This window comes from Neoluteolibacter marinus, from assembly GCF_014904755.1.
In the GTDB taxonomy this organism is placed as follows: Bacteria; Verrucomicrobiota; Verrucomicrobiia; order Verrucomicrobiales; family Akkermansiaceae; genus Haloferula; species Haloferula marina.
The window spans coordinates 40070-60813 of the sequence record NZ_JACZFQ010000107.1 but is presented as its reverse complement, the minus strand read 5'-3'; the positions used below and the strand labels follow the sequence as shown (position 1 = coordinate 60813).

Below are 20744 nucleotides of genomic sequence, written 5' to 3'. Positions count from 1 at the left end.
ACGTTTCAGGGGGCGGGGCGGTGATCGACGACCTTTTGTTCCTTGAGTTCCTTGCCGACCCCTTGCAGCCGGCGCATTTCGTCCCAGGTGTGGAAATGAATCTCGTTGGGCGTGAACTCGACCGAGTCGCTGAATCGATGGGCGATGCGCGAGCGCAGTGTCTCGACGTCGCAGCCGTTGGCCGCGACGGCGTGGACGAGGACATGGTCGGTTTCCAGCGGATCGTCGTTGCGCTTGCGCATCTCGATCTGCCAGGCACCGAGGCCTTCGGTATCGTCGAGGAGGTTCTCGAGGGCGTTGAAATCGACCAAGGTGCCCTTGAGCTTGCCGATGTTGAGGCGCCGGATGTCGGAGACACGCGAGATCTTCCCTAACAGGCGCGGACAGGTGCGGCCGCAGTGGGGACAGGGCTCGTAGGTGATGCCGCCTTCGACGAGGTCGCCGGTGCGGTAGCGGAGGACGACCGTGCCACGGGCATCCAGCGGGGTGCAGACGATTTCACCGGGTTCGCCGTCGGCGACCCGCTCCCCGGTGGCGGGGTCGATGATCTCGAGGTAGGTCATGTCGGGATAGACGTGAAAGCCGGACGGTTCGGCTCCCTCCGGCGGGAGACATTCGGTCCATGCCATCTTCGCCTCGGTGAAACCGTAGGTGGACATGATCGAGACCCCGGGGGACCCAACCGCCTCGCACAGCGCGCGCAGCTTCCGCCGCATCCCGGCAGGCACCTTCTCGCCGCCGAGGACAATGCGCTTGAGGTTGGTCCAGCGGAGCTTTTCCTCCGTCGCTTGTTGGAGGAGGTGATAGAAGAAGGTGGGCATCGCGATGATCGCGTCGGGATCGATCTTGGTGATCGCTTTCAGGTTGCCCTCGGTGCCCATCGCCTTGCCGCCGCCGGTGGAGAGCATGAAGGTCGTGAACCCGGTGCCGGCGTGGTGGGCCAGCCAGAAGGCGAGGTGGGGGGCGAATGGGAAGGCGTTGATGTGCCGCCAGGACGGATCGGATTGGCAGAGTTCCATCATCCGCCGGCCGCCGGTCTCGAGCCGGCCGATGTCGTGCTTGGTGTAGAGGAAGGGAACGGGGGCAGCGGAGCGGCCGGTGGTGCTGGTGAGCAGGATGGGCCGGAGTTCTTCCTCGAGGGCGGACTTCGCGGCGGTGGGGCCGTGGGTGATGGCCATCCGCAGCGTCGACCACTGTTTGCGCAGGACCTGCTCGTCGGGAATGATCACGAAGTCCCGCGGGTTCTCGAGATGGCGCTTCGAGGTGAACGGCAGGTGCTTGAGGTCGTCGGTGCCGCGGATGTCACCCGCTTCGATGCCGTGGTTCCGGAAGAGCTCGCCGTAGTATTTCGTGAACGGCACCACGCGGTGCGTCAGGAAGCGCCGGAGCAGCGCGTCCTGCCGAAAGTGGATCTCGTCACGCGACGTCGTGGCCCACCATGGGTTTGAGGGGCTGGGTTTCATTGGGTTGGATGTCTGGCCGCACCATGGCGCGGATCTCGTCGAGGTGGTCGAGCGCGACCTGCCTGCCGGCTTCGATGAAGCGGCGGAACCCCGAGTAGTCATGCCATGGGGCGAAAAAGTGTTCGGGCCGCAGGCACAGGTCGGCGCGCTTGCAGGACTCGTGGGCCAACCGGATCTGGGCCGCGCGGATGCTCTGGCGGAAGGTGTCGATCATGTTGCCGGGGGCGAGCAGGTTGACCCTGCTGTTGATGGCGGAGCCGATCCGGCGCCACCACGCGGGCGGCGGGTCGTCCTCGTAGTCGCAGTGGCCCTGCTCGACATCGGAAAAGGTCGGAACCACCGAGACGGCGAGCACGCGGTTGACATTGGAAAACTTGTGCAGGACCCCGACCGGCACGGGTTCGATCACACCGCCGTCGACACAGCGGTGGCCGTCGATAGTCACCGGCGCGATCACCCCGGGCATGGCGCAGGAAGCATGGACGGCATCGACGATGCGGCCGCGGCGCAAGATCAGGCGCTCCTTGGTATCGATGTCCACCGCCACCGCGAACAGCTGGCGCTCCAGTTCCTCGAAGGTGAGGTCGCCGAGCGAGCGTTCGAGGTGGGCGCGGGCCTTCAGGCCGTGGAACAGCCCTTTCATCGGCGGGAAGATCGGGTCGGCGAGTTTCCACAGCTGCCGGCGGTCGTGCATTTCCGCGGCGAGCTCTTCGAGGGCCCGGCCCGAGAAACCGGCGGCCCAGAGGGCCCCGATGTAGGCTCCCATGCTGGATCCGGCGATGGCGTGGACTTCGATGTGGTTCTCCTCCAGCACCTGGAGCACGCCGACGTGGGCGAGCCCCCGCGCGCCGCCCGAAGAAAGTGCCAGGCCGAGTCGCGGGACAGGCGCATCATCCAGCGGACGGCGGTGCCGCGCGGGGCGCGGGTCGCCGCGGAAGATGCGGAGGATTTTTCCCAACATGACAACGGGCTTGGCTGAAATGAGGGATCGGCGGATTCCGATCCTCCTAACAGTAGCGCCGCGGCGGGAAAAGATCAACTCAGCTCTGGAACGTCCGCGAAATCACAGGGTGATCTGGGCGCCCAGTTCGACCACCCGGCCGGGTGGCAGGCGGAAATAGGCGGTCGCGGCGGAGGCATTGCGGGCCATGACCGCGAAGATGGCGAGGCGGAATCGGTCCAGGGCGCCGGCATTGCGTCCCACGCCATAGGTTTCCCGGCCGAGGAAGTAGGTCGCCTTGCCGGGTTGGAAACGGGCTTCCTCGGGCAGCCGCGTCTTCAGGGCCTCGGGAACGTCGGGGGATTCCGCGAATCCGAAGCGCAGGGTGATGCGGTGCATGCCCTCACCGAGATCCGAGTGGCTGGCACTTTCGGCGATGTCGACGTAGGGCTGGTCGAGGGTTTCGACATGGAGCAAAACCACCCGCTCGTGCAGGACCTGGTTGTGCTTGAGATTGTGGAGGAGCGCCGGCGGCACCGTGTCGCCGCGTCCGCTCATGTAAACGGCCGTTCCGGACACGCGGTGGATGGCGCCCCGTTCCAGGTCGCTGAGCAGCGCGTCGATGGGCAGGGATTCCTTTGAAAGCTGGGCGTAGAGGCGGGCGCGTCCCCACACCCAGGTGATCATCAGGATCATCGCGGTGCAGGCGACCAGCAGCGGCAACCAGCCGCCGTGGACGATCTTGAGGCTGTTCGCGGCGACGAACGGAATCTCGACCGTCAGGAACAGGCCGGTGACCAGGGCCGCCTTCCAGCGGGGCCAGCCCCACACGGCACGGGCCGCCGGGTAGAAGAGGAAGGAGGTGATGGCCATCGCGATCACGTTCGCCACGCCGTAGGCATTGGCCAGCGACGCGGAACTCTGGAAGCTGACGACGAGCAGGATGCAGGCGACCATCAGGAAGCGGTTGATCGCCGGCACGTAGACCTGGCCGACCGAGTGATCCGAGGTGTGGAGGACACGCACCCGCGGCAAGGTGCCGAGCTGGACCGCCTGGGTGGTCAATGAGAAGGCCCCGGAGATCAGGGCCTGGCTGGCGATTGCCGCCGCGGCGGTGGCCAGCAGGGTGAGCGGGAAGCGCAGCGAATCCGGGGCGAGCAGGAAGAAGGGGGCTCTGATCGCGGAAGGATCGACGCTGAGCAGGGCGGCCTGGCCGAGGTAGTTGAGGACCAGGCCGGGAAAGACGATCCAGAACCAGGCCACCCGCACCGGCCGGGCCCCGAAATGGCCGAGGTCGGCGTAGAGGGCCTCGCCACCGGTGACCGAGAGGAAAACCGCTCCCAGGAGGGGAAAGGCGTGGTGCCATTCGCGAACCAGGAAGGTGAGGGCGCTGTGGGGGCTAAGCGAGGCGAGCACCTCGGGGTGGCCGATGACGGCCCGGAGCCCGAGCGCACCGATGGTGCCGAACCAGATGAGCACGATGGGCCCGAAGAGCGCCCCGACCTTGCCGGTGCCGTGTCGCTGGATGGCGAACAGCGCGACCAGCACCACCAGGGCCAGCGGTACCACGTGTTGCTTCTCCAGCGGGGTGCTCACGGTCAGGCCTTCTACGGCGCTGAGCACGGAAATCGACGGGGTGATCATGCCGTCGGCATAGATCAGGGCAGCGCCGGCCAAGCCGAGCATGAGAATCGTCTTCGGGTCCCTGCCGCCCAGACGGCGGGCCGCGGACCTGACCAATGCGGAGAGCGCAAGGATCCCGCCTTCGCCCTTGTTGTCGAGGCGCACCACGATCAGCACGTATTTGATGGTGACCACCAAAATGAGCGCCCAGACGATCAGGGAGGCGGCGCCGGCGAGATTGGACGTGGTCATCGGCGGCGGCACATGGGCCCCGGTCTCCGCGAAACATTCGCGGAAGGCATAAAGGGGGCTCGTGCCGATGTCCCCGAACACGATTCCGAGCGCCGCTAGCGTCGATGTCGCAAGCGAAGGTTGGCGGGCGCTATGTCCGTCGGGGCTGGAAGTCATGATCGCGGGCCGCAAAGACCGCTGCGCTTTCCAAGCAGGCCGGGGACCCGGTGGCCAGAGAAAAGCCCGCGGCGGGCTGGATGGAAAACTTGCGGGATTTCCCACTTTGAACGTTCGGCCCGGTGTCGGAAGGTCCCCGCGATGCTTGTTGCCGGACTTCTGATTCTGCTCGCCTGCCTGATCCTCTTCGTCGGTGCCGAATTGCTGGTGAGGGGCGGCGCGTCGATCGCAATCAAGCTCGGACTGACGCCGCTGGTGGTCGGATTGACCGTGGTGGCGTTCGGCACTTCCGCTCCCGAACTGTTGGTGTCGCTGAAAGCTTCATTCACAGGGCAGTCGGATCTCGCGGTGGGGAACGTGGTGGGATCCAACATATTCAACATCGCGGTCATCCTCGGCCTTTCAGCGGTGGTCTTCCCGGTCACCACTCATCTGCAGGTCCTGCGCTGGGACGCTCCGGTCCTGCTGGGGGTGACAATCCTGACGCCGCTGACCTTCCTCGACGGTGAAATATCGCGGATAGAGGGGGGCGTGCTCGCGCTCGGTGCCGTAATTTACACGATCTGGGCGGTGAGGATGGCCAAGCGTGACATGGCGCTGGGACACGAGGCGAACATCGATGTGCCGGAAGTGAGCGAAGGGGGCTCCATGGCCGGGGATCTGATCAAGATCGTCGGGGGGCTTGCGGTGCTGGTGCTGGGTTCGCGGATGCTGGTCGACAATGCGGTCCTGGTTGCCCAGCAGCTGGGGGTTTCCGAGTCGGTGATTGGCCTGACCATCGTCGCGGCGGGCACATCGATGCCGGAACTCGCGACCTCGGTGGTCGCGGCTTTCCGCAAGCAGTCCGACATCGCCCTTGGCAACGTGCTGGGCTCGTCGCTGTTCAACTTGCTCTTCGTCTTGGGCTGCAGCGCCTCGATCCGCCCCTTGAACACCGCCAACCTGTTGCCGGTCGATACCTGGGCGATGATCGGGATCACCGTGCTGATGGTGCCATTGATCGCGACCGGGAAGCGGCTGAGCCGCGGGGAAGGCCTGCTGCTTTTCCTGTGCTACCTCGGTTACCTCGGCTACATGTGGCCGAAATGACGCGGAATCCCCGCTGGACGGTCGGGCGGCAGGCCGCTAAACGCGGCTCGTCATGGCCAAAAAACCGGTGGTTCTCATCATTCGCGACGGCTGGGGTGTGAACCCCGGGGGGAAGAAGACGGCGAAAAAGGACGGCAACGCGACCTTGCTCGCCAAGACGCCCTTCCACGACGTGATGCTTGAGCAGTATCCGAAGGGATTCCTCAGCGCTTCCGGTATGGATGTCGGGCTTCCGGAAGGCCAGATGGGCAATTCGGAAGTCGGCCACCTCAACCTCGGCGCGGGGCGCATCGTCTACCAGGACCTGACCCGCATCAACAAGGCGATCGAGGACGGCTCGCTCGCCAAGAACAAGGTTTTCAAGAAGGCGATCGCCGCGGCGAAGGGCAAGCGTCTGCACTTCATCGGCCTGCTTTCCGATGGCGGCGTCCACTCGCACCAGGATCACCTCTGCGCGATGGTCGCGATGGCCAAGGCCGGTGGTGTCGACGACATCTACGTCCACGCCATCACCGATGGTCGCGACACCTCGCCCACCGGTGGCCAGGGTTACGTCTCGAAGGTCGAGGATGAGATCGCCAAGCAGGGCGCGCGCATCGCCACCGTGACCGGCCGCTACTACGCGATGGACCGCGACAAGCGCTGGGAGCGCACCAAGCTCGCCTGGGATGCGATCGTCCACGGCATCGGCGACTACAAGGAGGTGCTCGCCTCCGAGGCGATCGCCGAGCAATACGCCTGCGACAAGACCGACGAGTTCCTGCTGCCGATGGTGTTCGTGAAGCCCGGCAAGAAGCTGGTCCGCGACGGCGACGTGGTGATCTTCTTCAACTTCCGTGCCGACCGCGTGCGCCAGCTTTCCGAAACCTTCCTGTCCACGGGGCCGTGGAAGGCTTTCAAGGCCGGCCGCCGGCCGAAGGTGAAATACGTGACCCTCACCGAATACGACGCGAACTACGATTGCGACGTGATCTTCGGCCCGGACAAGCTGCGGATGACCTTGGGTGAAACGGTGGCGAAGGCGAAGAAGAACCAGATGCGGATCGCCGAGACCGAGAAGTACCCGCACGTCACCTACTTCTTCAACGGCGGGGCCGAGAAGCCGAACAAGGGCGAGGAGCGGTTCATCATCCCTTCTCCCAAAGACGTTGCCACCTATGACCTCAAGCCGCAGATGAGTGCCGAAGAGGTCACCCAGACGGTGGTCGGCCAGCTCAAGAACTTCGACCTGGTGATCCTGAACTTCGCCAACCCGGACATGGTCGGTCACACCGGTGTGGTCGAGGCCGCGATGAAGGCCTGCGAGACCATTGATGCGGACGTGAAGGCTGTGGTTGACGAGACCTTGAGGCTCGGCGGCAAGCTGCTGATCACCGCCGACCACGGCAACTGCGAGTTCATGATCAATGCCGACGGGTCCCCGCACACCGCCCACACCACCAATCTGGTGCATTTGATCTACGTGGCCGCGGATTCGGACAAGTTCGAGGTGAAGGACGGCATCCTCGCCGACGTTGCACCGACCTTGCTCGACATGATGGGCGTGGCGAAGCCGAAGGAGATGACCGGCGGCTCGCTGCTGAAGAAAAAGAAGTAGCCGGGTTCCGCCCCTCGGTCCTCGCCGGGGGGCATCGTCCGGGACGGCTATTCTTCCTGTTCCAAGGGGAACGCCGGCAGTGGAGCGGCGGGATTGAGTTCGGCCGGTGCTTTCAGGTCGAACTGACGGTCCTTGCCGGCCTTGAAGGTGCCGAACGCGATCGGCACGACGGTGAGGCAGACCACTGGCGTGTCTTCGTTTTCAAGGCGGGACACGTGCAACAGCATCGCGCAGTTCGGAAACTTCGCCACCGAAAGCAGGTCCGACGGGGCGATCCAACCGGAAGCTTCCGGATTGTCGGTCGGGAAGAGATACTCGATGACCACGGGCCAAGGAGCCGGCTTCGAGAACTCGTCGGGGGCGATCATCGCGCGACCGCGAACCGCGAATCCGGGGTGGAACAAATCATCGGGGCCGAGGGGCCGCACCTGTTCGACCCGATAGTTGCCCTCCGCGTACTGGATGAGCTTGGGCTCCTTGAGATTGGTCAGGTAGTTCCGCATCAAGGCGGCGTTGAACTGGGCCAGTTCATCCGAGGAAAGCCCGGCGTAGCGCCGGTAAAAGGCCCGCGGATCGGCGGAATCGCCGGGAGGCGCCTCCATCTCCGGCAGGTCCTCGGGCGGCTCGACGCGCTTGAGCTTTTTCAGCAGCTCATAGTTCCGCGGGATTTCCGGGTGGTTGAAAACATGCAGGCATAGCAACCAGCTCAGGACCGCCAGGCACAAGGCGACGACATTCGCCAAGGTCCACCAATAATAGGCGGGCGAGCGCTTTTTTGGCGGCGGTTCCTTGTCGCGGCGCATCAGCGGCAATCCTCGACCGGTTCGGGAGTCGGTTCGTTGGCGGTTTCAAACGAGGTGCCACAGCCGCAGGAGCGCGCGGCATTGGGATTCTCGATGCGAAAGCCGGCGTCGGAGAGATCATCGCAATAATCGATCTGGCAGCCCTCCAGCTTGCCGGCGCTGTCCGCCGCGACGATGACCCGTGCGCCGTTCGACTCGACCATGGTGTCGCCTTCCTGGAGGGGCGCGATTTCCATGACGTATTGCCAGCCGGCGCAGCCACCGCGCTGTACGGCGAGCCTCAGGCCGCTTTCGGGGCCGGCTCCCTTGCGTTCAAGCAAGGCCCGCAGCTCGTCGGCCGCTTTGTCAGTGATTGCAATCATTGCCACCGCACTCATACGGCCACCGGCCCGGCGGGCCAGCGAAAAATCGGCACGGGTTGGCCTTGGATCTTTTCCCCCGCGACCTAAAAACAGCGCGTGCCGCGCATCCGCATCCTGCCCGAGATCCTCGCCAGCCAGGTGGCTGCCGGCGAGGTGGTGGAGCGGCCGGCGAGCGCGGTGAAGGAGTTGGTCGAAAACAGCATCGACGCCGGGGCGGGGGAGGTGCTGGTCGAGATCCGCCGCGGCGGGGCGGCGCTTCTACGGGTGATCGACGACGGCAGCGGCATGTCCCGCGACGACGCGCTGCTCAGCCTCGAACGCCATGCCACCAGCAAGCTCGCCGAATCCGCGGACCTTGCGGCGATCCGCACCTTGGGATTCCGGGGGGAAGCCGTGCCGAGCATTGCCAGCGTCTCGCGTTTCCGCCTGACCACCCGCGAGCCGAGCGCGGTGGCGGGGACCGAGATCACGGTCGAAGGCGGGGTGATGCGCGATGTCCGGGAGGCGGGCTGTGCACCGGGGACGACCGTCGAGGTGCGCGATTTGTTTTTCAATGTGCCCGCCCGCCGGAAGTTCCTGCGGGCCGAGACCACGGAGTCCGCCCACATCGAGCACCAGCTGCGCTTGCACGCCTTGGCGGCTGCGGGGGTGCGTTTCCGTTTCCGCAAGGATGACCGGGAAGTGTTCGACCTGCCAGGGGGCATGTCGCGGCTCGACCGGGTTCGCTGGATGACCGGCACGGAACTCGGCCGTGAGCTGGTGGAGCTGCCGCTAAGCCATGGTAACGGCGTCGCGGTCGAGGGTTTCATCCTGCCGGCCAATCACGCCCGCAAGGGCAGGCGCCACCAGTGTGTGTTCCTGAATGGCAGGCCCGTCGAAGATGGTGCCATATCCCGGGGAGTTGCCGAGGGCTTCCGCGGTGGCGTTGCCGATGGTCTCCACCCCTGCGCCTGGTTGTGGATCGAGATGGAGCCGGGACTGGTCGATGTGAACGTCCATCCCGCCAAAAGGGAGATCCGCCTGCACCGGCCGCTGGAACTGCGAGAGGTGCTGAGCTCCGCGGTGCGCGAGGGCCTGTCGCGAGCGGAGGAAGCTCGGCGACCGGTGGCGGTGCCGGTCCGGCAGAGTGCTCCGGCGATGGCGACGCCGCGCGCCTGGCCGGCGGTGCTTCCCGTTCAGCGGCAGTTCGATGCCATTGTTGAAGCCCCGAAGGAGACCCCTGTTGAGATTGCTGCTCCGAAGCCGCTGCCATTCCGCTACGTCGGCAGCCTGTTGGAGCGCTACGCGATCCTCGAGTCGGCTGACGGCTTGGTTTTGCTCGATCCGAAGGCGGCGAGGGAGCGGATCCTCTACGAACGCTGGCTTCAGGAATCGTCCGGTAGCGGCGTTGAGAGCCAATCCCTGCTGGTACCGCTTTTGTTGGAACCGGGCCCACGCGAACTGGAGCTGGCCTTGCGACATCGCGAAGACTTCGCCCGGGCGGGGATCGAGATCGAGGAGTTCGGTGCGGGCACCCTGCGGGTCGGGTCCATGCCGGATTTCCTCACCTCGACCGATCCGCGGGCCTTCGTGACGGCTTTGGTCGACGAACTTGCCGCCGGACAAGCGCCTGGTGCCCGTCTCGCCTTCGAGCGGCTCGCCCGGCTCCTTGCGCGCAAGGCGGCGCTCATCGAGGCTCCCCGACCCCAGGAGGCAATGCGGCTGCTCGAAGTGCTCTTCCGTTGCGAATTGCCCTACTGTGCGCCTGACGGTCGGCCGACGTTAACGGAGTATTCGTTGCGGGAGCTTGAGCGACGTTTTTCCGGAGGTGGTGCTGCAGGTTTTTGAGAAATTAATCAAAGAGAGCTATTCGTGGTTCCTTTTGTTTAAAAATCACGAAAATTAAATTGTTCGGAGGCTCTGATCCTGCTCTTCTATGGGGGTCCATGAGTTCGATTGTTCCGCTTCATTTCCCCTCCTTTGCCATCTCGGCAGGGTGGGGGAATGTTGTTGGAGCTTCGATGCGAAGAGCTGATCTGGGGCCTCACGGGGCCCAATAATTCGAATGGGACGGCGATTTCGGTCGCTGTAACTCTCTCATTTTGAGACTTAATTCTCCTGAAGGTCGCCTTAGACAACAAGATTTCAAATACGTTCAAAAATTCGTTAGAAATTTCTTGTTTGGTTTTCCTGATTGTTCATAGTGCCCGGCGAAGAGTCCGAAGAGGATCGAGGGTTTTAAAAACTCCCATGAAACTGCACTCCATCATTCTCCTGGTTCTCGCGCCGGTGTTTTTGCCGGTGGCGGGAGCTGCGTCACTCTTGGGTGACCGTTTGGAGGAGTTGCACAGCGCCTTGTTGGAGAACCGTCGCGAGGCCTTGCCCGGGCTTAGCAATCCTTTCAATACCCCGGATCGCGCCCGGCTGGTGATTGAGGAGGATGACGATGCTCTCCGTTCGTTCCGTGGATGGCGTGGAAACGTGGTTGGAACCGTTTTCTGGATCGGCGAACTGCCAAGCCAGAACAACCCGGTTCCTAACACCATGAGTTCCTGGGATATGAACTGGCAGGAGAATTTCGGTGGTTATGACGATCCGAATCGCCGCAACGGATATCTGCCGGCCGGTTTCGTGCCGAAGCTCAATCCCTTCTATGTCGCACTGCCCTACAACGACATCGCCCGGGGCGGGCATCATCGTCCGGAAGCGTCCGAGGTGATTCCCTGGTTCTGGCGCGAGTATCGGGGGGAGGGGATCTCGGTGTGCAAGGGACGTTGGATCGCGATCCATCGCGAGGGCAAGGTCTGCTACGCCCAGTGGGAGGATGTCGGTCCATTCGAGGTCGACCACTGGCAGTATGTTTTCGGCAACGAGGATCCGCGCGGCAATCGCAACAATGCCGCCGGCATCGATTTAAGCCCGGCCGTCCGGGACTATCTCAATTTCCGCAGTGGCGAGCGCGTCCAATGGCGCTTCGTCGAAGCCCGTGACGTTCCCGAAGGGCCTTGGTCCGGATGGAGCGACGGCTTGCCGCGGCGCTGAAAAGATCACCCGACCAGTAACCTGACCATTGCTGTTCCCACACCCGAGATAACACCACCCTGGCGATTTCATCGCCACCTTACATGAAAAACTGATCCTGTCCGGAGAGGCGATGTTCCCGCATCGCTTCCCCGGAGACCCGGCGAGGGACTCTGTCCCGAGCGGGCATGGCCCGGCTCCATTTCCTTGGGCCGTTCCATGCCCGGCACCCTCGCCGGGTCCCTCTCCCCAAGGCATGTCCCACGCCATGGATCCAGGAGGGCGGAGAAGTTGATCACAACTGTCCACCCATACAACCAGCCATGAAAACCAGCCGAATGGCTGCCCTTGCGGCAGTCTCACTGAGCCTCTGTGCGATTGCTCCTCCTGTTGCCCGTGCCGGAAACGGAAATGGGAATGGAAACTCCACGGACCCTGCCATTCCCGTGGGGGCCTTGACGGCATTCCCGATCATCGTGCAGCCGGGAACCCATCCGAAATTGACGTGGAACATCACCTATCCTTCTTCGGTCAAGGATGTGGTGGAGGTGGATGACAATTCGATCACCCCGAAGGAGCCGTTGTGTGCCACGATTCGAGTCCTCGGTGCCGGGGTGACCGTTGGATCCGGGAAGAGCTATTCCTTTGTCCCCACCGAGGCCAAGGTGAGCTACAACGGAGGTAGCTATGAGCAGGTCTTTTACGGAACCAACGACGACGTCAAACCGAACAAGGTGGTTTTCTACAAGGACATGACCCAGGGGGAAACCCTCAGGTTTGGCGGCCGCTACTACTACAATGGAAGCTGGGGTCCTTATTTCACTTCCCAAAGCGGAACGGACAACGTGCGGACGTTGGTGAACGGCGATATTCCGCCCACCACGAACCCGATGCACACCGCTCCGACATTGGAGAGCTTCATCAAGCCTTACCTCGATGCCGAAGGGCGCGTGAAGATCGGGCCCATGGACGTGATCGTTTTCATGGAACTGACCCACTACGACTCCCAGAAATCGGACCAAGGCTACGACCTCCAGGATATGGTCCTGCTGGTGACGTTCGGCTGCAAGAACAACAACGGGCACGGCAACAATGCGGACGGTGTCGATTCGAGCAATCCCGGCAATGCTCCGAAGGAGGACAGTGATCCGACCGTCGATGACGAAAACAAGTGAGCTGCTGCTTTGCCCAAACTCCTTGAAATCATGAAGACTGTCGCCAGTTTTGGTTTGCTTCTCCTTTTCGGTTCGCTGTCGGTTTGTCCGGCAGCCGCGGGTGAAGCTCCCCGCAAGGTTCAGATGCGGGATGTTCCCACCCATGAACAGGTCGTCGAAGCGGCCCGGAAAGCTCTGGAAGATGCCCCTCCTCCGGTTTTCAAGCCCGCGGCGGGTGACGATCCGTCGGTTACCAACGTTCCCTCCAACCTGATTTCGCGCTCCGATATCATTTGCTATCGCGGCTTCGCGACGATCGTCCCGAAGCGTGCGATCATCCATGTGCCCAAGGTGCTCTCGGACCGGCTCGCCATACAGGATGGTTCACGCCTCATCAACTGGACCGAGTTCCTCAATGCAAACCGGGCCTGGATCCGCACCGTCCAGGTGTCGCGTGTCCAGGCGGAGGGCAACAAGGCGCTGGATGAATCCACCCTCAAATCATTCGAAAAGGAAACGCGGCTCGTGGTCGCGACTTTCCAGGAAGGCCCGATCTCGGTTCTCCCGCTGAAAGTGCCAGAGGAGGCCGATGCCGCAACGGTGTCAGCCGGCAAACCAGCCAACCCAATTCCTACCGTCGCCACGCCATGAAGATCCAATCCATCGTCGCCGCCGTTGTCGTCCTCTTGCCGGTGTCATTGATGGCACAGAACGGGGCGTCGTACACCAATTTCATCCGCCAGGTCCAACTGCCAACCGGCGTTGAGTGGGATGTCGGTGTGTCCCAGAACGGAGAGTCCCTTTCCCCGCTTGCGATCGACCCGGGTGGTGCGCGCTTTGAGCTGTGGACGGTCAAGGCTTCACCGCTCACGGATTATCTGTTGGATACCCGCTACGTGGGCACCTACGTGCCAATCGGACAGGTGGCGATCCGATCGGAAGATCCTTATCAGGTGATCCCGAGGACGAGGGCTGACCGCCCGTTCTATGTCGATATTTCGATCAGCGGCCTGTTGTCCGATGCCGGGGCACCCGAGGCGTCCAAGAAGGTCAACTTCCTGCATCATGTCCAGTCCTACGGAGTGGACGGAACCGGTGAAGGTCTCGATCGCTCGCTCGCGACCTTGAGCAGCCAGGTGGAGATGGATCAGAATGGAATCCAGACCCTGAACTATGTCATCACCGCACTGCCGGGAGCAAATGCGCTGAAGAAGAGAGGCGAGGAGCGGTTCTCTTTCTGGTCCCTGGATGACAACCAAGGGCCCGACTATCACGTGCCTCCGTCCCAGTTGGCATCCCAGTTCATCCAGATCTGGCCGGTGGCCGACGGTGCTCTCGCCGGCATCACGGCCAACCAGATGATCCGCTTCTCCTTGCCCAACGTCACGATCACGCTCAACGACCTCTATCCGAGTTCCCACACCTACGTTCAGGTCTACAAGGGCGCTCCGAGTCTCGGTACGACCGGGAAGATCGTCCCGGGTTCCTCGTTGCTGGTCAACGAGAGCGTGCCGCGGAGTGAAGTGCTGGTGCTCAGTGATTACGATTCGGTGTTTGATGAAGGTGGCGACGGTCAATGGACCATGGAGCTTGTCACTTCGACACCCTTCGGTCTGGAGCGTCTGAGCCACGTCACGTTCCATCTGGATCGAACGATCCAGATGAACGGAACCGTGACGACCATGGACTGAGCCGGCGAGCTGCGAACGCCTCCGGGGTGTCTCTCGCCCCGGATCTCCATCATGAAACTCCAGGTGCCGTCACTTCCGATTCCCGCCGGGGGAGAGGAGCTTCTCCAGGTCCTGCCGGAGGTTGTCGTTCCGGTAGAGAAGAGAAAAGGTTGCCTCGCGGGTCTTCCTCAGCTGGTCCCCGACCTCGGTATACGCGAGCAAAAGGAACAAGCCGCGGACCGGTTCGCGGTGAAAGGACTCGGTGAATGTGACAAACTGGTCCTTGATGGCGCGGTCCTGCCGGTTGGCGGAAAGAGTGCCATATTCCCCGGTAAGTTCCTTCTTCAGCTTGTTGAAACGGGTCTCCATCTCTTCCGCCGTCGCGGCGCGGTCGCGGTAATGGACGGTGACCTCGAAAAGCCGCCCGCTGTGAAAGCGCCCCTCGATGGCCTGCGCGGCGGACTTGGGGAGGTTGCCACTGCGGGCGGATATCCGGACGATGCGAAGTGCGGGTTGATCGCCGGGCAGCGAAATGTTAACGTCCAGGGAATGTGCGGAAGCCCAGTTAATCAAGTTTTCCGGAGTATCGCCCCAATGGAGGCCGAAGGGTGGCTCGAGCACGGCTTGGGCGTGCAGGCGGGTGACCATCGTTCCGGCGAGGATGACGGCCAATGCCATACATCTGATGAAATTCAGCACACGCGGAGTTTTCCGTTTTTCCTGTCCCCTCGCAAGCCTGCAAGATCGGCGACGGGCTCGGTACTGGTCGAAGCGACAATCGCGATGTCGATGCTGAGCATTCTGGGGCTGATTCTTCTCAAGCTCTCGCTGAACGTCACTGCTCCCCGCCAGTGGACGCTCCAGCAGAGCGTCACGGACGCCTATCTGACCTTCGAGAAGGCAACCGCCCAGCGTGCCACTTTCGAGGACCTTTCGGGCCCGGATAGTCTTTGGCCGCTCAATCCCCAGGTTTCGACCTCCGTCGTGGAGCTTGGGAAGTTGCCCGGTGGCCAGCCAATCAATGGTTCCGTGACCCGGACCCGATTTGCAGATACCAACAACCTGCCTCTCAAAGGGGGGGCTGGGACTTTGGCTACCAATCCATCGGCGATGGAGGTGTGGCGTTTGCAAAGCGTGATCCGTTACACGGTCGGAGGCCGGACCTACCTCAAATCCCGAACCGTGGTGCGCTCCCAATGAAGATTGACCGGACAACAGCCGTTCGGAGGGGCTTCACTCTGCTCGAATTGGCGCTGGGAATGGCCGTCGGCATCACCGTGGCCACCCTGCTGCTGTCGCTGGTCAACCAGCAGATCGCCTTCCTGAGGATTTTCAACGCCCAGAACTTCCTCACCACGGAGGCTCCCATGATCAACAACTATCTGGTCAAGATCGTTGGGACTGCGGACGGTTACCGGCTTTATGAAAGCGTCGATGACATCGTGTCCGGGAATCCCCCTGTGATGGCCGATGCTCCGGTGCTGATGCTTCGCTTCAAGGAACCCGACGGAACGTTCAGGGCATCCGTCCTGTCGTTCGAGGATCCGGGGACGGGGACGGGGCTCTATTACCGCATGGTGAATTCAAGCGGTGAACTGGGCACGCCCGACTGGTCGCTGACCAAACGCCCCGACGACGTCAGGTTTTCGATTGAACAAGGCATTCTGCGGATCCGCTTGATCGGCCCGAATGGAGAAGAACTCACATACTCAGGGTCACAACAGCTATGAAAACGGCACCGGCACGCAAGGGGTTCCGACCTGGATACATCTCGTACATCATTGTCCTGGGCGCCGGGGTGATGCTGACCTTGCTGACGCTCAGCGCCTATCGTGGGGCCGCCGTGGCGCAGGTCGTGCAATCCGAGAGCCAGTTGCGGATCGACTATGCCGACAAGGAAGATGCGGTGCTCCGGGCGATGGTCAACATCGTGCCGAACCGTGCGATCGGGGCGATGCAGCATCGTTCCAACATCTCCGGTTCGGCGCGCGATTCGTTGAGGTGGCAGAACATCTTTTCTGAGGCTCTGGAGCAAGCCAACGGCAGGTCGTCGATTTCTGCCAATTTGAAGACACAATTGGGAGTGCCGAGCGCGATCACGGCCAACCGGGGTGACGCCTCCTTCACCAACATGAACCTCGCGTTCGATGCGATCGAACCGGAGCCGGGCTACATGTCATCGGGCCTCAACCGCTCTCTCGGCGCGGGGTTTCCCGCTCCCTTGGAGACATCGAACAGCACACTTGCCGGAAACGACGCGGTCTATCCGATCATTTCCAACCAGAAGACCTACGGGAACCTGGCGTTGGCGGAAGTCGGATTGTCGGTTGCCGACTATCCGAGGATGAATATCATTCCCTACCCGGAGATCCGGTTCGGTTACTGTGCCCCAGGTCAACCCTTCGTGGCGAAACGGAACTGGTGGGCTTTCAGCATGCAGCTCGGGGAGAATAACATGATTCTCAACAGCTTTGGACGGGATGGGGGACAAGGCGGGGAAAGGGACTTCATCGTCTCCCTTTATGAAATCCCTTCCCAGCTCGCAATTTCAGCGGAGGCCTTCACCGAACTGGGTAGCCATGCCGACGGAACGCCGTGGCAGAACACTTCGATCCAAGGTGGCATTTATTCGACCAGGGCCCAGGTGGACAGCGGGATGCACCTCGAACGCATCGCTGGACGGCGCGGGCTTGAGTTGGCCGATGACGTCACCATTGGCGACAACGCGCTCGGCGGGGATCCGTTCGCGCCGGGGGTGCGCGAGCAGTTCGAGGTTACCAACGGAGTTTTCATGCCCGTGACGTTGGCTTCGGAAGCGGGTCGTGCGGCTTTCATTCCGATCAATCGCGGATCTGAATACTTCGACCGGTTTATCCACTCGGCAGAGACAAACGTTTTGTCTCCAACATCTTGGAACAATTATTCGGTGGGAGCCTTGCAATGCGCCATGCGGCTCGATGTGACCGGCGTGAAAAGTGCCACCGACATCACCCCGACGGCCTTGCGTTTCGAGTATTTCAAGGGCGGAACCCGGCAGACGATGTTGTTCCCGCTCAACGCTTCGGGCGCGGTGCCGCTTCCCTCTGGATTCACCAAGGTAGCCAACGAGAACCAGAGCTATACCTTCACCAACGTGGTCGATGTCGCCTATGGCTCCAACAACCGGTACTACTTCAGGAACGGGGTGACCGGGACGATCAATTTCAACAACGCGACCTTCGGCGACCCGGACGTGGGCACGCTCAAGGGCGGATACTTCCGGCCAAGCCCGCCATTCGAATTGAAGCTGCTTCACGGAACCCGGCCGTCGATTGCCATTTATCCCAAGCGTTTTCCCGCCTTTCTCCAATCGCTCGGAGCCGACTCGACCGCGGTCAACCATTCCCTGGTGGTGAACGTGGACTACACCGTGACAGGCATCAACAATCCCGTCTACAAGCCGAATATCCCGTGCACTGACAACGACTACGCGGTGCTGATGACCGAGTGTGATGACCTCACGGGCTTCACCAAAGGCTTTTCGCTGGTGACCAATCTCCGCCTCTACATCGGCGATGACTTCAATGTGGTGCCCGCCGTGGCACCGGCTGGCCTGTCATCGCCCTTCTATCCCCCGGCCTCCCTGTTTGCACCGGAGAAGCGCTATGGCACTGAATTTGATCCCTACAAGGTCGAGGTGGCGGGCCAGATCGGTCACTTGAAGGGGGATGATGGCACCGCTGCCAATCCGGTCCACTTGCTCGATTTCAAGATGGCGAGCGAGACCGACGCGGCCGCCGGCAACATCGACGTCAACCTGCGCCCGATCACCCATCCGGCGGAGCTTCCGCCGATCACCATGATGAACTGGCTGATCGTGGTGGAGGAGCGCCGCAAGATGTTCTACTCCGGCGCGGGGGCGAACTGAGGCTCCGGTTACTCTTCCGGGTAAAGAAGTCGTCCGCAGCTTTCGCACTGCACCCCCTCCGTGCCGGCATTCACCTTCACCAAAGTACTTGCCACGAGTTTTATGTGGCAGCCACTGCACTTGCCGGCGGACATCGGCACGACGGCGAGGCCGTTCTTGGTCTTGATCAGGCGTTCATAGAGCGGCATCAGTGATTCGGGGGCGGTCTCGGCCAGCTTTGCCCGCGCGGCCTGCACCTCGACCGATTCCGCTTTGATCCGGTCCTGCCGTTCGGCCAGGGTCGCCAGATCCTCGTCCACCAGCTTTTTGGTTTTGGCCAAAGCGGCTTCGGCGGAAGCCAGGGTCGCCCGCAGAGCGTCGGCCTGCTCCATCAGTTCGAGCTCCCGGGTCTCGAGGCCATCGATCTCCTTCTCATAACGGATGATCTCGTTGCCCAGTGCCTGGAACTCGTCGTTTTTGCGGGTCTCGAATTGCTGGGTTTTGAGCCGCTGGATGGTGGTTTTGCGGGTGCCGGCGTCGAGCTCGACCTTCTTGATCTCCACTTCGTTCGCCATCATCGCCTCCTTGGCCTTGGCGACGGCGGCCTGGTCGCCTGCCAAACGATCCTTGGCCCGGGCCTCGTCCTTGGGAATGCGCGCCAGCTCGTCGGCGAGCGTGATCAGGCGGCGGTCGCGATCCTGGAGTACCAGCAGGGCTTGGATTGATGGCAGCATGCAGGCTTGTTAGCGGCCGTCTTGCCCCCCGGCAAGCCCCGTCAGCCCTCGAAGTAAGTGTAACCGTTCAGCCCGGTCCGGAACAAGTCGAGGACCTCCCGGCGTTCCTTGGGAGAGATCCGGCCTTGGTTGACCGCCCGCTCGGCAAAGGCCCGGAAGCGGCTGACCAGTTCCTTGGGATCGTATTCCACGTAGCTGAGGACATCCGCCACCGTATCACCCTCGACTTCGTGGGTGTAGACCGGCTTGCCGTCCTCAAGGTGGACGCCGACGACGTTGGTATCGCCGAGCAGATTGTGGAGATCGCCGAGGGTCTCCTGGTAGGCACCCACCAGGAAGGTTGCGACGTAGTAGGGCTGCCCCGGCTTGATGTCGTGGAGGGGCAGGACCTTGGCGACGTCCTCGCGGTCGATGAAGCGGTCGATCTTGCCGTCGCAGTCGCAGGTGATATCGGCGATCACCGCGCGCTGGCGCGGGCGCTCGCCGAGGCGGTGGATGGGCATCACCGGGAACAGCTGCTTGATCGCCCAAGAGTCCGGCAGGCTTTGGAACAGGCTGAAGTTCCCGTAGTAGAAGTCCACGAGCGTGTCGGAAAGCTCGCGGAGATCCTCGGGGACGATCTCCAGCTCCTGCAGCAGCTTCGAAATGCGGGTCAGGATGTGCCAGAACCAGGCTTCGGCGAGTCCCCGCTCACGCAGGGTGGCGGCGCCGTAGAAGAACTGCGCGCGGACCTGGTCGCGGTAGTAGATGGCGTCGTTGAAGCACTCCTGGAGATTGCGTTTGCTGAGGTCCTTGTTGACCGCGATCAGGTTGATCAGGTTCTGGGGAGCGTTGGTGGGGGTCGGCGGGGCTTCCTCGGTGGTTTGAACGGTGGAGACGTCGAGGATGTTGAAAACCAGCACCGAGTAGTAGGCGACGATCGCCCGGCCGGATTCGGAAATCAGGTTGGGGTGGGCGACCCCGGCCTTGTCGCAGATCTGCATGACGGTCTCGATGACGTCGGTGCAGTACTCGAGGATCGAGTAGTTGCAGGATGCCTGGAAATTGGTGTGCGAGCCGTCGTAGTCGACCGCCATGCCACCGCCCATGTCGAGCACCCCCATGGGCGCTCCTTCCTTGACCAGGTCGCAGTACATCCGGGCCACCTCGGTCGCGCCCTCGCGGATCGCCGCGATATTCGGGATCTGGCTGCCCTGATGGTAATGGAGCATCCGCAGGCAGCCGAGGTAGCCCTCTTCCTTCAGGCGGTCGACGACCGCGATCACCTGGGTGGCGCTGAGGCCGAAGACCGACTTGTCGCCGGCGCTTTCCGCCCAGTGCCCCGAGCCGCGGGTGGAAAGGCGGACGCGGACGCCGAGGTTTGGCAGCACGCCCAGCTTGCGCGAGCGTTCGAGAACGAGGTCGAGTTCGCTGGGCATCTCAAGCACCAGCATGACCTTCAGTCCCATCTTCTGGGCGTGGAGGGCGAGGTCGATGAATTCCTCGTCCTTGTAGCCGTTGCAGATGATGTAAGCCTCGGTGTCGTGCATGTGTGCCAGCGCGGCGATCAGCTCGGGCTTGGAACCGGCTTCGAGGCCGTAGTGGTACTTCTTCCCGAACTCGGCGATCTCCTCGATGACCTGGCGCTGCTGGTTCACCTTGATCGGGTAGACCCCGCGGTACTCGCCGCGGTAGCCGGTGACCTTGATGGCCTCGCGGAAAGACTCGTTCAGCTCGGTGATCCGGGAGTGCAGCAGGTCGCGGAAACGCAGCAGGACGGGGAGGTCGGTTCCGCGGTCGCGGAGACCCTCGATCACATCGTGGAGCGAAATGTCCGCCTTGCCGCCGTCGTCGGCCAACTTGACCGTGACGTGACCCTTTTTGTTCACGCCGAAGAAACCGTGGCCCCACTGCTCGACCCCGTAGAGCTGGGCGGATTTTTCAGGCGACCAGGAGTTTTCGTTCTTCGGCTTCGAGGCCTTGGCGGCGGACGGCGGAACCATGGCCGGGAACAAAGGGGATTTTACGGAAAATGA

At 62.5% G+C, this 20744-nt stretch carries 18 protein-coding genes; 10 read left to right on the top strand and 8 right to left on the bottom strand.

What is annotated here, in order from left to right:
• Window positions 1-5 precede the first annotated feature (5 nt).
• The 3 genes from IG178_RS21575 to IG178_RS21565 form a co-directional block, all read right to left on the bottom strand.
• The gene (locus IG178_RS21575) at window positions 6-1463 is read right to left on the bottom strand and encodes a phenylacetate--CoA ligase family protein (protein ID WP_193214663.1); all 1458 of its coding nucleotides are present in this window, start codon (window positions 1461-1463) and stop codon (window positions 6-8) included.
• Entirely contained in the window at window positions 1417-2424 is a 1008-nt protein-coding gene (locus tag IG178_RS21570) for a patatin-like phospholipase family protein (protein ID WP_193214662.1), read from the bottom strand. The genes IG178_RS21575 and IG178_RS21570 overlap by 47 nt, the downstream gene beginning before the upstream one ends.
• 102 nt (window positions 2425-2526) lie before the next feature.
• Window positions 2527-4434, bottom strand: coding sequence for a potassium transporter Kup (locus IG178_RS21565; RefSeq protein ID WP_226895667.1), 1908 nt, complete (start codon window positions 4432-4434; stop codon window positions 2527-2529).
• Between the two features lie 141 nt (window positions 4435-4575).
• On the opposite strand from IG178_RS21565, the gene IG178_RS21560 reads away from it, so the two are divergent.
• Window positions 4576-5523, top strand: a complete 948-nt coding sequence (locus IG178_RS21560) for a calcium/sodium antiporter (protein ID WP_193214660.1) — start codon at window positions 4576-4578, stop codon at window positions 5521-5523.
• 52 nt (window positions 5524-5575) lie between these two features.
• Complete coding sequence (gene gpmI / locus IG178_RS21555) at window positions 5576-7120, top strand: 2,3-bisphosphoglycerate-independent phosphoglycerate mutase (RefSeq protein ID WP_193214659.1); 1545 nt, start codon at window positions 5576-5578, stop codon at window positions 7118-7120.
• A 47-nt stretch (window positions 7121-7167) separates the two neighbouring features.
• Here gpmI and IG178_RS21550 read toward each other — a convergent pair whose 3' ends face one another.
• Complete coding sequence (locus IG178_RS21550; RefSeq protein WP_193214658.1) at window positions 7168-7923, bottom strand: hypothetical protein; 756 nt, start codon at window positions 7921-7923, stop codon at window positions 7168-7170.
• Window positions 7923-8285, bottom strand: a complete 363-nt coding sequence (locus IG178_RS21545; protein ID WP_193214657.1) for a HesB/IscA family protein — start codon at window positions 8283-8285, stop codon at window positions 7923-7925. Before IG178_RS21545 ends, IG178_RS21550 begins: the two co-directional genes overlap by 1 nt.
• 96 nt (window positions 8286-8381) lie before the next feature.
• Between IG178_RS21545 and mutL the strand changes: the two genes are divergently transcribed.
• From mutL to IG178_RS21520, 5 genes are all read left to right on the top strand, one after another.
• Entirely contained in the window at window positions 8382-10112 is a 1731-nt protein-coding gene (mutL, locus tag IG178_RS21540; RefSeq protein WP_193214656.1) for a DNA mismatch repair endonuclease MutL, read from the top strand.
• Between the two features lie 402 nt (window positions 10113-10514).
• On the top strand, window positions 10515-11306 hold the full coding sequence (locus tag IG178_RS21535) for a hypothetical protein (RefSeq protein WP_193214655.1): 792 nt from the start codon (window positions 10515-10517) through the stop codon (window positions 11304-11306).
• Between the two features lie 479 nt (window positions 11307-11785).
• A complete protein-coding gene (locus tag IG178_RS21530; RefSeq protein WP_226895666.1) occupies window positions 11786-12460 on the top strand; it encodes a hypothetical protein in 675 nt (224 codons plus the stop codon).
• Between the two features lie 30 nt (window positions 12461-12490).
• Window positions 12491-13090, top strand: coding sequence for a hypothetical protein (locus IG178_RS21525; protein WP_193214653.1), 600 nt, complete (start codon window positions 12491-12493; stop codon window positions 13088-13090).
• Window positions 13087-14130 (top strand): hypothetical protein, encoded by a 1044-nt coding sequence (locus IG178_RS21520; RefSeq protein WP_193214652.1) that lies wholly within the window; start codon window positions 13087-13089, stop codon window positions 14128-14130. Before IG178_RS21525 ends, IG178_RS21520 begins: the two co-directional genes overlap by 4 nt.
• Before the next feature lie 69 nt (window positions 14131-14199).
• Here IG178_RS21520 and IG178_RS21515 read toward each other — a convergent pair whose 3' ends face one another.
• A complete protein-coding gene (locus IG178_RS21515) occupies window positions 14200-14787 on the bottom strand; it encodes a hypothetical protein (RefSeq protein WP_193214651.1) in 588 nt (195 codons plus the stop codon).
• Between the two features lie 111 nt (window positions 14788-14898).
• Here IG178_RS21515 and IG178_RS21510 point away from each other — a divergent pair, with 111 nt between their 5' ends.
• The 3 genes from IG178_RS21510 to IG178_RS21500 are packed head-to-tail and all read left to right on the top strand — an operon-like array spanning window position 14899 to window position 18016.
• On the top strand, window positions 14899-15309 hold the full coding sequence (locus tag IG178_RS21510) for a hypothetical protein (protein ID WP_226895665.1): 411 nt from the start codon (window positions 14899-14901) through the stop codon (window positions 15307-15309).
• The gene (locus IG178_RS21505) at window positions 15306-15839 is read left to right on the top strand and encodes a type II secretion system protein (RefSeq protein ID WP_193214649.1); all 534 of its coding nucleotides are present in this window, start codon (window positions 15306-15308) and stop codon (window positions 15837-15839) included. Before IG178_RS21510 ends, IG178_RS21505 begins: the two co-directional genes overlap by 4 nt.
• Window positions 15836-18016, top strand: coding sequence for a hypothetical protein (locus IG178_RS21500; RefSeq protein ID WP_193214648.1), 2181 nt, complete (start codon window positions 15836-15838; stop codon window positions 18014-18016). Before IG178_RS21505 ends, IG178_RS21500 begins: the two co-directional genes overlap by 4 nt.
• A gap of 8 nt (window positions 18017-18024) precedes the next feature.
• Here IG178_RS21500 and IG178_RS21495 read toward each other — a convergent pair whose 3' ends face one another.
• The gene (locus tag IG178_RS21495) at window positions 18025-18729 is read right to left on the bottom strand and encodes a zinc ribbon domain-containing protein (protein ID WP_193214647.1); all 705 of its coding nucleotides are present in this window, start codon (window positions 18727-18729) and stop codon (window positions 18025-18027) included.
• Window positions 18730-18770: 41 nt separating this feature from the next.
• The gene (gene speA / locus IG178_RS21490) at window positions 18771-20711 is read right to left on the bottom strand and encodes a biosynthetic arginine decarboxylase (RefSeq protein ID WP_193214646.1); all 1941 of its coding nucleotides are present in this window, start codon (window positions 20709-20711) and stop codon (window positions 18771-18773) included.
• Window positions 20712-20744: the final 33 nt, after the last annotated feature.